At 44.7% G+C, this 14613-nt stretch carries 14 protein-coding genes; 3 read left to right on the top strand and 11 right to left on the bottom strand.

The features are described 5' to 3' along the window. Positions 1-28 precede the first annotated feature (28 nt). Together MHI48_RS06795 and ligD are read left to right on the top strand one after the other, a co-directional pair. Positions 29-979, top strand: coding sequence for an RNA ligase family protein (locus tag MHI48_RS06795; RefSeq protein WP_405143512.1), 951 nt, complete (start codon positions 29-31; stop codon positions 977-979). Positions 980-1050: 71 nt separating this feature from the next. Then, the gene (ligD, locus tag MHI48_RS06790; protein ID WP_315372681.1) at positions 1051-1941 is read left to right on the top strand and encodes a non-homologous end-joining DNA ligase; all 891 of its coding nucleotides are present in this window, start codon (positions 1051-1053) and stop codon (positions 1939-1941) included. 55 nt (positions 1942-1996) lie between these two features. On the opposite strand, the gene MHI48_RS06785 is transcribed toward ligD, so the two are convergent. Beyond that, positions 1997-2908 (bottom strand): YitT family protein, encoded by a 912-nt coding sequence (locus MHI48_RS06785; protein WP_036668942.1) that lies wholly within the window; start codon positions 2906-2908, stop codon positions 1997-1999. A gap of 347 nt (positions 2909-3255) precedes the next feature. Further along, positions 3256-4695, bottom strand: coding sequence for a cardiolipin synthase (cls, locus tag MHI48_RS06780; protein ID WP_047841979.1), 1440 nt, complete (start codon positions 4693-4695; stop codon positions 3256-3258). Between the two features lie 376 nt (positions 4696-5071). Between cls and MHI48_RS06775 the strand changes: the two genes are divergently transcribed. Then, complete coding sequence (locus MHI48_RS06775) at positions 5072-6430, top strand: hemolysin family protein (RefSeq protein ID WP_036668939.1); 1359 nt, start codon at positions 5072-5074, stop codon at positions 6428-6430. A 125-nt stretch (positions 6431-6555) separates the two neighbouring features. On the opposite strand, the gene MHI48_RS06770 is transcribed toward MHI48_RS06775, so the two are convergent. The 9 genes from MHI48_RS06770 to MHI48_RS06730 all read right to left on the bottom strand — a co-directional run bounded on the left by MHI48_RS06770 (position 6556) and on the right by MHI48_RS06730 (position 14609). Then, positions 6556-8145: a stalk domain-containing protein gene (locus MHI48_RS06770; RefSeq protein ID WP_076319078.1), complete on the bottom strand. Its 1590-nt coding sequence runs from the start codon at positions 8143-8145 to the stop codon at positions 6556-6558. A 58-nt stretch (positions 8146-8203) separates the two neighbouring features. Beyond that, entirely contained in the window at positions 8204-9304 is a 1101-nt protein-coding gene (locus MHI48_RS06765) for a DUF1648 domain-containing protein (RefSeq protein ID WP_076319077.1), read from the bottom strand. 23 nt (positions 9305-9327) lie between these two features. After that, complete coding sequence (locus MHI48_RS06760) at positions 9328-9723, bottom strand: GntR family transcriptional regulator (RefSeq protein WP_076319076.1); 396 nt, start codon at positions 9721-9723, stop codon at positions 9328-9330. A gap of 216 nt (positions 9724-9939) precedes the next feature. Continuing rightward, positions 9940-11013 carry an AI-2E family transporter gene (locus MHI48_RS06755; protein WP_081745953.1) on the bottom strand — a complete coding sequence of 358 codons (1074 nt, stop codon included), beginning with the start codon at positions 11011-11013 and terminating at the stop codon, positions 9940-9942. A gap of 177 nt (positions 11014-11190) precedes the next feature. After that, positions 11191-11982 carry an ABC transporter permease gene (locus MHI48_RS06750; protein WP_076319075.1) on the bottom strand — a complete coding sequence of 264 codons (792 nt, stop codon included), beginning with the start codon at positions 11980-11982 and terminating at the stop codon, positions 11191-11193. Then, positions 11975-12883, bottom strand: coding sequence for an ABC transporter ATP-binding protein (locus MHI48_RS06745; RefSeq protein WP_047841976.1), 909 nt, complete (start codon positions 12881-12883; stop codon positions 11975-11977). The genes MHI48_RS06750 and MHI48_RS06745 overlap by 8 nt, the downstream gene beginning before the upstream one ends. Positions 12884-12915: 32 nt before the next feature. Next, entirely contained in the window at positions 12916-13167 is a 252-nt protein-coding gene (locus MHI48_RS06740; protein WP_127551208.1) for a hypothetical protein, read from the bottom strand. 251 nt (positions 13168-13418) lie between these two features. Continuing rightward, positions 13419-13940: a hypothetical protein gene (locus tag MHI48_RS06735; protein ID WP_017690106.1), complete on the bottom strand. Its 522-nt coding sequence runs from the start codon at positions 13938-13940 to the stop codon at positions 13419-13421. 84 nt (positions 13941-14024) lie between these two features. Next, positions 14025-14609: a VanZ family protein gene (locus MHI48_RS06730; RefSeq protein WP_047841975.1), complete on the bottom strand. Its 585-nt coding sequence runs from the start codon at positions 14607-14609 to the stop codon at positions 14025-14027. Positions 14610-14613: the final 4 nt, after the last annotated feature.

Genomic DNA, 14613 nt, shown 5'->3' with positions numbered 1-14613 from the left:
TAATTGGTGTACGAGAGAGGAGTTCCCCATGTTCAAACCGCTGATTCCGTTCGAACCCATATCCAGAGATACTTTGCCCACAGGGCCGCAATGGATTGCCCAGGTCAAGTGGGATGGAGTCCGCATGCTTGCCTATGAGGATGGGCATGAGCTGCGCCTGGTGAATCGCAGATTACATGATCGAACCGCACAGTATCCCGAACTGGTAACACCACGCAATCTGTGTTCAGGCTCCTCCTATATCTTGGATGGAGAAGTTATTGCGCTGGACCCGGATACCGGAAAACCTTCGTTTTATCACGTTCTGCGGCGGGATCGGATGAGCAGACCCGAAGGTATCGCCCAAGCCATACATCAGATTCCGGTCACATATATGGTATTTGATATCCTGTTCTATGAGGGGAAATGGGTGACGGATCAGCCTTTGGCAGATCGACAGCGCCTGTTGCACGAGGTGCTTAACACCGCTCCCCATGTTCAGGAGGTCACCAATACACTTGATGCCGCTTCCCTGCTTACGGTCATGAGACAACATCAGATGGAAGGCATTGTCTGCAAGGATCTCACCAGCAGTTATGGCATACAGGGCAAGGACCAGCGCTGGCAGAAGGTCAAAATCATGCATGACGTATATGCCATGATCGGGGGAGTCACGTACCGGAGCGGTATTGTGAATGCCGTCGCCGTCGGTGTATATGATGGGCCTGATTTTGTCTATATTGGTCATGTCGGGACTGGCAAATTGAACTCCAATATGTGGCGGGAACTCACACATCAAGTCGAGCCTCTGATCAGGCAGGACAGACCGTTCCATAATGTACCCGAGCGCAGTGCAGAGACCACCTGGGTGGAACCGCGAATAGGAGTCAAAGTGCAATATATGGAGCTGACTCATCATAACACTCTACGCCATCCCAGTATTCAAACCTTCGCGGATGTAACCCGCGAGGATTGCCTGGCGAACCAGCTTCTTCCATGATGAAGAGTTCGCTGCACTCGTGTTTCGGCCCATGTTTCAATAATTCATTAAGTATATAGGAGGTATTCCATATGACCCCCAAGATCCAGGGAACCATCATAATAGAAGGCACTGAGCTGACGGTCACCAACCCGGACAAGCTCTTATGGCCGGAAGCGGGCGTTACCAAAGCCATCTATCTGCAAAAGCTGGCCGCTCTGGCTCCTTATCTGCTCACGTATACGAGCAATCGACTTCTCACCACGATAAGATATCCCCACGGCGCTGGAGGAACATTTTTCTATCAAAAGAATGCCCCTGAGCCCGTACCAGATTATGTGCGCACTGAAGTTCACGACGGCATCCGCTATGTGGTCATGAATGGACTTCCCGAATTGTTATGGCTTGGTAATCTGGCTGCACTTGAATTTCATCCTTCTCTGCATACTGTGGGAAGCCATCTGCCCAGTGAATGGATGATTGATCTGGACCCCTCTCAGGAACATGAACCCCGGATCATGCAGGCCGCACTCATCGTTGGCGAAACCCTGACTTCCCTTGGTCTGAGGTCCATTCCCAAAACTTCGGGCGCAACAGGAGTTCAGATCATCGTTCCCATTGTGCAAGGGGTAACCTTTGATGAATTGAGAGAGGTTGGTTATTTTGTAGGCAAATATGTCACTCAGAAGCACCCGGATCTGTTCACACTGGAACGACTTAAAAAGGACCGTGGAGACCGCATTTATTTTGACTATCTCCAGCATTATGGAGGCAAGACCCTTGCCGCTCCCTATACACCACGTGCCAAATCCGGCGCCACTGTCTCTACACCCCTTACTTGGGATGAGGTTAGAAGCAACGTCTCCATCCAGGATTACCATCTGATGAACATTATTGAACGCTTGAACCAAACCGGTGATTTAATCGCAGCTGTTGAACCCCAACCGGTAGAGCTCATTCTCAAACATTTGAAGAAAAAATAGCCGACTCCCTCATCACAAGGGTGTCGGCTATTATCATTCATGTATATATCAATCGCTAATGGATACCTTTTTTCTTGAAACGTCCGCCCTTCACGTCATGAATGTTACCGATAGCCACAAAGGCTTGCGGGTCCCAATCTTCAACGATGGTCTTCAGCTTCGCTTCTTCCAAACGGGTAATCACGACAAAAATGATCTTTTTCTCGTCCCCGCTGAATCCGCCCTCTCCATCCAGGAAAGTTACACCACGACCAAGACGGTCTGTCAGGGCTGAACCGATATCACGATATTTCTCACTAATGATCCATACCGATTTGGACTGGTCAAGTCCTTCATTCACAATATCAATCATCTTCATCGCAATATAATATGCAATCATGGAATACAGGGCATTCGGCCAGCCGAATACAAATCCTGCACCTGCGAAAATAAACACGTTAATGAACAATACGATCTGTCCTACAGACAAAGGTGACTTCTCACTAAGCAAGATCGCCACAATCTCCGTACCATCCAGTGAACCGCCAGACCGAATGACAAGTCCAACACCCACACCCAGGATCAATCCGCCAAATACAGCTCCGAGCAAAGGCTCCCCTGGTGTTAATGCAGGTACATGGTGCAATAATGATGTCCCGATGGACATGACCACGATCCCCAGCAGCGTGGATAACGCAAATGTTTTACCAATCTGCTTGTAACCCAGAATCAGGAAAGGCAAGTTAAGCAAGGTCAGGAACACTCCGAGTGGCAGATGTGTAAGTTCTGACACCATAATTGATATCCCCGTAATCCCACCATCAATAACACCATTCGGTACGAGAAACACTTCAAGCGATACAGCCATTAGTGCAGCACCGATCAGAATCATCACAATACGTTGCAGCAACTTTAATGTAAACACCGAGCTTTTGACCCCGCGGTCAGCTTGCTTGGCTGTTAGTTCTTTCACCGTTACATTGGACATGGTATCCCCCCGTTAAATCAGTGTGTGAATCCATTTTATAAATCATTTAAATACTCAGGGTGAATCTACATATGGAGAACAGCAAACTGCGTTCTATATGTACCCTGGCTATACAGCGCAAGCATCTAAAGGCGATATAAAATGGATTCAAAATGTTATTCATCCCGGTTTGCACTTTCAAAAGAGAGCAAAAGGGAGCCTGTTTTCCCGCAGACTCCCCTCCTTCGCCAAGACATGATTTATATATCTATTATATCATAAAAGATCAAATTTGCGCAAAATACTTAGCAAAAAGAAGATAAATTCACAAAAAGTGAACTTATCTTCAGAAATCTGCCCTAAATCGGCTAAAGAAGCGGTGAAAGCATCCGAGAAAGCATTTCTGCGCCTTTTTGCCGTCGTGAACGCTTCTGAAATACCTCCCCATCGATCTGACTGCATTCCCCGAGATCACGTTCAAAATCAGTGATCAAACGACGAATCGGAGAGGACTCGAACAGGACAGCCGTTAACTCAAAATTGCAAAAAAAACTGCGCATATCCATATTGGCCGTGCCTACCGTTGCAAGCAACTCATCCACAATCATCACTTTGGCATGTACAAAACCTTTGCGATATTGGAAGAACTCAACACCTGCTCGCAGAAGTTCCTCTACATATGAAAGGGATGCCAAATGAACAAGCTTTGAATCGGATTGATACGGAATGATAATTTTCACATCAACGCCACTGACAGCAGCTGTTTTGAGTGCCTCATACAGGGCAGGATCAGGAATAAAATAAGGTGTGGTAATGTAAATTCGGTCACAGGCTACCGAAATCGCCCCAAAACACATTTCCTGAATGGCATCCCAGTCCTGATCCGGCCCACTGGCCAGAATCTGAATTCGTTCTTCCCCGCTACAGATATGGGGTGGAAACAATTCCGCAAGCTGGGGTTCGGTAATTCGCTCACCGGAAGCCAATTTCCAGTCGTTCAGGAACGTACTTTGCAGGAAGTACACGGCATCTCCCTCGATCTGCACATGTGTATCCCGCCAGAAACCCACCTCTGGATATTGTCCAAGGTAATCATCGCCTACATTAATGCCACCCACGAAGCCAACCTGTCCATCCACAACAACAATTTTACGGTGATTCCGGTAGTTGACTCTTCGGTCAATCGTTGCAATCAGTGGCGGTAGAAAATAATGAAATTCCACACCTGCATCCTGCAGTTTGCGAATAAAACTCCAGCTCATCTTGTGACTGCCGAGACCGTCACAAATAAACCGAACCTTCACGCCCTCCTGTGCCTTGCGAATCATGACATCCTGAAACTTCGTACTGATCACATCATCACGGAAAATGTAAAATTCCACATGCAGATGGTGCTTTGCTTTTTCCATTTCCCTCAGCATTGCGGCAAACGCCTCTTCACCATTTGTGAGTACCGTACTGTGGTTACAACCTGTAATCGGGCTCTCCGACAGATGGGATAATAGGTTAAACAATCGATGCTGGTGGCTGAAACGATCGCCAGGCATCTGTTCGACATCTCCAATGATGTGGGCTTGTTCCCAGATCGTTTCCTTCATTTCACGGAAGATGCGCGATCCACCCTTGCGGAGTTTTTTTCGTTTGTTATAATCCTGCGCCACGAAATAGTACACCACAAAACCGATCAAAGGCACGCAGAACAAAATAAACAGCCAAGCCACAGCTTTAGCCGGATTACGAAATTCCAGCAAAAGAATTGTGGCTGCCTGGAAAATAAATACGAGTAATATAATGACCAGCCAGAACATTCGGCTTCCTCCTCAAGTGGCAAGCTTCATGGCCTTGCCTTTCTCTCACCTACACATCTTTGACGATTATGTATACAGCTAATCATAGATACCCAATGTACCCCCTATTCGTAACGTTTGCTTAGATAAAACTTTACATAAGCAGACGGAATACTTGATTCTGGAAATTCAAATTTCTACTTCGTTCATTGTATATTCTGACTGTGTTACCTTCTACATATCAGTTTAATGATGGAGCAGATTCGCATTGTGACGCCAATCTGCTCATTTCACCTTCCAGACTCTTCCTCATTTCTTTGTCTGGAGGTGGTCTTCTTACGTAAAATTAGATATAATAATCGTTAAAAACTTATTACCTAAAGGAGAAGAGCAGTGAATGGAAAGTGAGAGGTATGCGTTAAATTTAGTATTGGTTGCTTTTTTGATAGGACTTTCGGCGTTTTTTGTCGCAGTGGAATTCGCTCTGGTACGGGTTCGTCCGAGCCGGATCGATCAAATGATTGCAGAAGGAAACAAGCGTGCGCTGGCTGTTAAACAAGCCGTTGCCAATCTGGACGGATATTTGTCTGCCTGCCAGCTTGGAATCACGATCACATCTCTGGGACTGGGCTGGCTGGGTGAACCAACGGTAGAGAAGATTCTCCACCCTGTGTTCGAAAGCTTGCAAATTCCTGAGGCGGTTTCTTCATTCTTATCGTTTGTAATCGCGTTTGCTTCCATCACGTATCTGCATGTTGTGGTTGGTGAACTCGCTCCAAAAACGATTGCAATCCGGAAAGCCGAGACTGTTGCACTGCTGACGTCTACACCTATCATCTGGTTTAACCGAATTATGTATCCTTTTATCTGGCTGTTAAACGGCTCAGCGAACCAACTGGTGAAACTGTTCGGAATCAAACCTGCTTCTGAACATGAAGATGCACACTCCGAAGAAGAGTTGCAGATCATCATTAATGAAAGCTTTGAAAGTGGTAAAATCAACCAAGCCGAGTTCGGTTACGTAAGCCGGATCTTTGCTTTTGATGAGATGTTAGCCAAAGAAATCATGGTACCCCGGACCGATATGGTCTGCCTTTATGTGAATAGAACAAACGAGGAAAACCTGGAGATCATCCGTGAAGAACAATATACACGTTTTCCAGTAGTGAATGAGAGTAAAGACGATATCATCGGTATCATTAATACGAAACAATTCTTCCTGGAACTTTACGGAAACGATGAACCTGTTGATCTATCCTCCCTGATTCAGCCTGTATCGGCTGTTCACGAAACAACTCCTGTGAAGGACTTGCTCAAGAAAATGCAGAAGGATGGCGTACATATCGCCGTACTTGTCGACGAATATGGAGGAACTTCCGGAATTGTAACCATCGAGGATGTGCTTGAGCAGATTGTTGGTGAGATTCGCGACGAGTTCGACGCAGACGAAGTGGAAGATATTCAAGTCATCAATGAGAACTATGTCATTATGGATGGCAAGGTTTCCTTATCGAAGGTGAACGACATGTTTATGTCCAGCCTGGATGCAGATGAGTGGGACACCATTGGTGGATGGCTCTACAGCCATCGTCCCGAGATGAACGAACAGGAAGAATATGAGTTCGAGAATCTAATCTTTGTTTTGCTGGAAAAAGACAAAAATCGGTTCTACAAAGTGGCCGTTGTTCCCAAGGAACCACTGACCATGTCTGATTATACCGATGAAGACGAGAAAGAGTCCAATTGGTCTAAATAAAGCAAATTTATAAATAAGAAGAGGAGCACTTGCCTATTTGGGTAAGTGCTCCTCTTCTTATTATATCTCGCCCCATGTGTCACTTCTCCAAGTTATCATTCAACCCAAGAATGGAACTCCCGTTTTTAGTTTGATTTTAATACCCACTTCACAATATCATCGATAATGGCTTTGGAGACATTAGATGGCTCAGCGTACTCTTGACCGATCGAAAGTCCATCATAGCTGGATAAAAGATGATTTACCTTTGGATAGCTATTGTACGTTACATTGGAATGACCTTGGAGAGACGATTTCCAGGTTTGGAATTGATTCATAGACACTTGCACATCGTTTTCGCCTTGTATAACAAACATAGGTGTATTTTGTGTTTTAGCCAGTTCCGCAGGCACATAATCTCTCTGCTCAAACCACCAATAAGCAGGTTGAAGTGGAAACGCCTCAGGAAGATGATCTACAGAATATTTTGGATCTTTAACCATCGCAGCCACATTTTTATAAAAATCAGCTTGCCCTTGAATGACATCCGTGTCTAAACCAAGCTGCTTCATCCGCTCTACCAATTCGTCCTGCTGCTCGGTAAGCACATCCGCAAAGCTACTACTTGGTGCAGCAAGTAGTATACTTCCTGCAATATCATGTTGTTTATCCTCAGCAATGATTAATGGCATTGCAAACCCGCCTTGACTATGTCCAGCTACAAAAATCGCTGTAGAATCAATATGTGCATTCTTTTTAAGCAATTCCACTGCATCGTTTACCTGATCTACGCTCTCTTGTTTTAATGTGAATTTAGGCTGTGAAGCCACCTTATAGGTATGCTCATACGTGACCTTATCGTATCTTAATACAGCAACTCCTTGTGAAGCTAAACCTACCGCAAGATCGCGAAACGGCTTTGCACCACCAATGGCAGCATCTTGATTGCTAGGCCCAGATCCGTGTACCAGAATGACAACCGGGAAAGGTCCCTCTCCCTTGGGCAAAGTTAATGTCCCTGGCAAAGCTAAATCACCCTGACCAACCGTAATGTCTTGTTCTGTATAGGCAGATGGGTCGTCGTAGCTTGGTTTTTGATACACATCGGGAGTAGCGGCGGCAATATGCAAATCATCCACAAGTCCGTTATCATTCATTCTGACCGTAATATTTAAACGAGTTAGCTCTGTTTTGAACGTATAGGTAACATTGCGATGCACTGTATTATTTTCTACATGCTTAGCTATAGCTTCACTTGTAATTTTGCCATTTTGTCCTTCTAAAGCTCCCCATAGCTGACTCAACAACGTGGGTGACAACACTCCACTCACAGAGGTATGAACATACTTGGCAGCCTCCTTGCCATCGCCCTCACTAATAAGGGAAATGAATATATCCTCAGGTGCTGCCTTCAGCGTCTCGGAAAGAAATGCCCCATCCATATAGGTAGTTCCTTTCGTTAACTGAACAGGATTGTCTAAGGATATGGCTTGCCCATTCACCATCGCCTGTTTCTCTCCTACCTTAACTACAATCGTAAGCTCACTTTTTCGTATTGTGATTTCTCCTGTCTTTTGTTGCCAAGATACCTCTGCCCCATTCTTTTCTGCAATCTCACGAATAGGAACAAGATTTTCACTACCAGCGGATTTTTCAGCAGCTTCTGAGATGGATGTTACCGGAAGGATGAGACCTACGAAAGTAAGAGAAAGTAATAGCTTTTTCCAATTGTTCATTGTAATAACTCCTCCTAATAATTAATTTCATCTATTATATGCATAGCATTATGAGCATTTATTGGCTCAGGACTATGCTTATAACAACAATAGCAATGATGAATAACAATAGGACCCAAGATAGTGGACGAGCGAAGTTAATTGTCCAGCCTATTCCATAACGCTTTTCTATGGTTAAAGAAGGATCATTGGCATTGAAGTAAATAAACCCAAGCTTCCAATGATCATCGTCATTCACAGGCTGCTCCTTAGATCGTTCGTGATCCTCTTGTTGATTACGAATTTTGCCACCGCCTTGTCTGCCTGTGAGAGACAGCCATACAACACCTAACACGATCACCACAGGAGTGATGAAGCTAATAGCTGTTAACAAGACCAGATTAGGGACGAACATATTGATCTGAATAAAGGCAAATAAAATGGTAAGAAGTAAGCCTGTTACAAGCGTAAATAGGGACCATTTACGGCGGAATTGAATATTTTCAGCAGCAAATTGGCCCGGATTAGACGTAGTAAGCTGTTGTTTGCTTGATTTAATACTCCAGTTAACCAACATCATAAGTGCAATGATTCCTAGCTGTACAAGATTAATAGCCAGTACCGAGAGGTAAGTTTTAGGCACACTGGAAGTAACATGGCCTTGAAGATCATATTTTATTGGAATGACGTTAGGTAGTGCCTTATAATTCAGGATCGAAATGATCGCAATGGCAACAATAATAGCAATGTGAATGAGAAACCAATAGTTGGAATAGGTGAGTTTATTTTGGCGAAAGGTGGTATCGATTTTAACTCTTTGAGGTGCTTCTACAGTTGTAAGTGTTCCTTTTATCTTTTTCATCTTGAAATGAAATAAGATGTGTAGCGCTGTCCAGTACACAATAAATATCATTGTGCTAACACCGGTAATCATTGCGGTAGCATCTTCATTAGCAGATCGGAGAAAATACAGACAGACAAGTATAACCATCCCGTTTCCGATCAGACTTACTGTAGCAAACGTACTTCTTAGCTTACGTAAGATGGGTGTGTAGTAATTATATTGACTTACCGTAACCCCAAAGCTAATGGTTTCCCTTGTCAGATATGGTGTAAAAGATAGAAGTAAGGCTAATGGAGCAAAGATTAAAATGATAGGTAATATACTAAATAGCTGCATACATAACACACTCCCTTGATTCTTTACTCTTTGTTGTGACCCATCTTCACATCATCATACATTTGGTCTAACACCGCAGATAATTCTTCTTTGGTCATTCCTCGACAGATCGCTTCCGCAATAATCGGTCTTAATTCTCTTTGCTGCTTTTTCAAAAAATCATCCGTTAAACCAGGCATTCCATCAGGGTTCACTACAACTCCCTTTTGTCTATGAACTAGAATGTATCCATCTTGCTTGAGTAGTGTATAAGCCTTATTGACGGTGTGAAGGTTAACACCGATATCTGCGGCCAAATTCCGAACCGAAGGTAACGCCTCACCTAGCTGTAACTCACCACCAGCAATGCCTTCAATAATTTGATAAACAAGTTGCGAATAGATGGGAAGTTCGGATTGCATATCCAGTTGAATAATCAAGGGTTCACCTTCTTTTGTTATCTGTTATATATCAAGTATAACAGATATAACATGAGTGAACAATATGTATGAAAAAAAGCCGCCTACCAATGGCGAGGGCAAACTTGCTTGCCCCTTCGCCATTGATATGCGGCTTATCCTGATGAGCTTATCGATGTGATTCAATAACAAACATTAGTAGTGGCACACATGATAGCGTTGTATTTCAAATTCCATTTAAGTTTCAGTCTTATCTTCGACAATCCGATAATGGATTTTGCGAACTATAATTTTCAGAATCATATATAGGGGAATCACGATGATCATACCCAAGATATTTCCCAGGTCAGCACCCACGAGCAAAAGGATAACGGTAGTCAGTGGATGAATATCGAGCTGTTTGCCATAGACATAAGGTGAGATCAGGTTATCCTGAATTTGCTGTGCGATTACAATGATGACCAGTGACCAGATCGCCATCGAAGGTGATTCGATAAACGCAACAATGACAACCGGAATAGCTGCCAGCAAAGCACCCACATAAGGGATGAAGTTCAGAATAATCGATACAACCGTCAGCAGCAATGCGTAAGGCAAACCTAAGATGAGAAAACCGATGTACATCAGAATCCCCAAGGCTACATTAACAATAACCCGGCCAACAATATAGTTGCTTAATGCTTCATCGATCTCATGGACGGTTTCTTCCCCATCCTTCCGATAATGTCTTGGCAACAATAAGGTCAGATTCGTTCCAAACTTGCTACCTTCCTTGAGCATGTAGTACAACATAATCGGGAACGTTGCCAGAATAATAACCAGATTGGATACCACGGAGAATAACCCGGAGACATAATTGGTTACCTGAGTGATCCCTTGGCTCAGAACATCGGATAATCGTGAGAATAGATTGGAATCATCAGGCAGGTATCTGGATACAACATTGCTCTTTTCAAGTGCATTCAACTGATCGCTGAGTGAAGTAACCAACGCTGGAGCATTCTCTACAAAATTCATCAATTGTTCACGCAGGGAAGGCCATACAAGCACACTAAAACCTGCAAGTATTAGTGCAATTACGACATAAATAATCAGAACTGACAATGCACGTTTGATCTTATGCCTTTCCATATAATCGACAAGCGGGCGCAGCAGATAATAGAAGAAACCAGCAATCAGCAGCGGAATGATGATGATGTGAATCAGTGAGGTCAGGGGGCTGAAAATAAAGTTCACTTTTTCCCCCAGATACACGATGAGCAGCAGCAGAATAATCGCTGTACATATGCGGTAGAACTTGTTATTTATCAAGAAACGTGATCCCTCCATGCGCTGCTCTGCCAAAGTGACTGCGGCGTTCATATGTATATCTAGTCATTTACTTATGATACTAAGTACCCTTAAATGACAGTCATGCCACAGGCGATGCTGAATATACACTTATTTTCTTTCCAAAACAAACATTGGAGCAAAAAAAAGAAGCAGGCGTTAGCCTGCCACATCTCTTTTGCTGAATACAACCCAGGAAATCACCATGAAAATAACGTAATACACCGCCAGAACTGCAATGGAGAAACCCAGTGTCATTCCTGCACTCGGGCCACCCATTAGCGCAAAATCCGCCCCGGAGGTCATGTATTTGCTAAGATCCATGTTGTTGAATAGAACATACTTGGCCCACTCATAACGGACCGGATTGAATATGAGTGAGAAGATACTCTGTGAGAACATAATGAACAGGGATAATCCAATCGCAAGTGCACCTGAACGAAATACGGAGGACACCATAAAGGCAATCGCAAGCGTAATGAACAGATCAACGTACAAATATCCCCATAACGTCAGAGCATTCGTAGCCGGACTACCGCTTCCTCCCGGAGCATCATGGGAGAAAAGGATATAAGACATCAGCATGGCCATCGCGATGACCAACAATGTACTGACAATACTGAAGCCAACGACGGTCAGATATTTGGAAGCAAGAACTTTGCTTCGTGACCATGGACGGATCAGCAATAGCTTAATGGTTCCCCAAGTAAATTCGCCTGCGACCGATTCCGCTGCAATCACGACACAAAAGATCGTGTTCAGGAAAAATGTAACCTGGATGGTCGTTACAGCCGCTTCCCAGTACAAAACTTCATTGGACCCCATGCCTTCTCGCAGTAACACTGGCATTAATAGCGAGATCAGCGCCAGAATTGATAACATGATCCAGGTACGGGGACGACGGAAAATTTTCATATTCTCGTTCAATATCAGATTACCAAAACTACCCAATGCCTCCACCCCCAGTGACTTGCAAGAATTGTTCTTCCAGGGTGTGAGTCACGTTACGAATACCGTACACCTGAAACCCTTCGCTAACCAGCTTGGCATTGATATCCGGAATCTGCTCACGAGACACCCGCATCACCAGGACATTGCCCTGTACGACAGCACCCTGAATCAGATCCGCAGCACGGTCTGCATCATTCAGCTCAAAAGCAACTTCGATTAATGCATCCGAACCGGCTTCAGCCCGAAGGTTTCTTACATCAATCAACTTGCCATTCTGGATGATGGCCACCGTATCACACATCAGCTCCATCTCCGACAATAAATGACTGGATACAAAGACCGTAATGCCTTCCTCTTGGGTGAGCTGACGCAAATAATCTCTCAGTTCCCGTATACCCTGTGGGTCCAAACCATTGGTCGGCTCATCCAGTACAAGCAGCTTCGGTTTATGTAATATCGCTTGCGCGACCCCCAGACGCTGGCGCATGCCAAGTGAATAGGTTTTGACCTTATCGTGAATACGGGCTGTGAGCCCCACACGCTCAATTGTTTCCGCAATACGTTCCTTCGTAACTCCCGGCGACATGCGGGCAAAGTGAACGAGATTTTGGTACCCGGTCAGAAACTTGTACATTTCCGGATTTTCCACAATAGCTCCTACCTGGGCTACCGCCTTCTCAAATTCATTCTTTACACTGTGTCCGGAAATGAAAATATCACCTTTACTGATGGACATCAGTCCAACCATCATTCGAATCGTCGTTGTTTTTCCCGCGCCATTGGGTCCTAAAAAACCAAAAACCTGCCCCGGAGAAATATCCAGAGTCAGGTCGCTGACCAATGATCGGGAGGATATGATCTTGCTGACGCCCTGAATCCGGACGACCGGCTCCTGCTGCATTCAATCCCCTCCTTCATGGACGAGCACATCATTCATGCCCGTTTCTCATATGCACATAGTGTATCATAATCTTTAGTATATTGTCCCGCAAACTGGGATTTCCCCTGACGTTTCGCTTCAACTACACACGCTTCACAGCATCCAAGCGGCATTTCACTCCGGTAGAATCCGGTGCGAAATACGTGATTGCCTCCATTGCCCTCTTCCTTCATTTCGACAGAGCTTCTAGTGACCGACACAATCATCCCACAACTGACACAGTAAAAGCGGCCCGTTTCGATCAATGATATTCCTTCCCCTCACAAGGAGCTTAGAAGTCCTTGTTATTTGTCGTTAGACGCTGAAAATTGATACATTTTGTATCTATCTCGTAATTTACTTGACACCGGGACTAATGTCAAGGCTTTAAAGCTATAAAAACAAGCAAAACACAAAAAAAGCTCCAAAAATGCGACAAAAGTCTCGCATTTATGGAGCCTCATGTTAGGTAAATGATACAATTCGGTTCAATGTATGGGTTAATACTATTTCCTGATCAGTCACTTTTGTCGACCTGCGAGGTATCCTCATTTTTCTGATTTGGATAATACCAGAGTAAGGTCCACTCATCGCCATCCTCTACCAGATAACAGGTCTGCACAATATCGAATTGGCCAAAGGTACCTGAGTACTTCTGCGTGACCCGGATTCTGTAGGCTTCAGAAAATGGCTTAACGCCATCAATCACGGTTACATCGAACTCGCGCTCCGGCTTTTCCATCTCCAGCTCAAACGTTTCCACGCCAAAATGCTGCATAAATATATGTGCTCTGTTCTGTACGTAAGCGCTCTTGGGAAACCGCTCTTTCATCAGGGGATGAAAGAGTTCCCACGAACTGCCGAAGTCACCCGTCTGCTCATATTTGTAAAACTCTTCGGCAACAGCAGCAGCTTCATCCGATGTATCTGCCTGAAACAAATACGGAATGGTTCTGGCAATCAACCACAGCAATAATACAATGATCGTGATGAACCCGATCTTTTTGAGCAAAGCATTCCGGTTCCTTCTTCGCAGCATGTCCAGTCCTCCTTGTCCTACTCCATACTTATGATGGATGGCAGACAAGTAGAAGTTGAACGATACATCTAATTTCCTGGGAAATCACTCGCTGTGAATGGAAGTACGCTTTCCTTTTCTGATCCTTCGGATCATGGACTGAAGTGCTGCATATATGGCAATCCCACAGCAGCCGCCGAGCAAGTCTACTCCAACATCACGTATCGAGCTTGTCCGATCCGGGCTGAACTGCTGAATATACTCATCAATGGAGGCTATAACAAACACCACAGCCAGAGCAGAAACGATACTGGTCACAAGGGAGGTTCTTCTGTACCGCATCCCGCCGTACACAAGCACGGCGAGCACAGCGTATACAAATAAGTGCGCACTCTTGCGAAAGATGAACTCTGCAAAATCATACGGCCGCTGCTTCAGCGAATACTCATACTCCCCGTAAGTGAATTGCACATCAGGAAGTGTAAAACCGATGTGCAATTTTTGAGACCATTTATGAAGCCAAGGCTGAATGTCTTGCTGTTGAGAGGATTGCGTGGACATGGACCAGATGACCAGAATCCAGATCACAATCAACAGCAGAGCAATGAGAAATCCGTATGTTCTTCGTACATGCTTTTGTCTCGTGCGCCCGGAGCCCTCCTCCATCATTTTGATCTTCACCACTTTCATATCT

This window comes from Paenibacillus sp. FSL H7-0942 (assembly GCF_045040715.1).
GTDB classification, from domain to species: domain Bacteria; phylum Bacillota; class Bacilli; order Paenibacillales; family Paenibacillaceae; genus Paenibacillus; species Paenibacillus amylolyticus.
The sequence above is the reverse complement of the archived record's forward strand: the minus strand, read 5'-3'. Positions and strand labels throughout refer to the sequence as shown.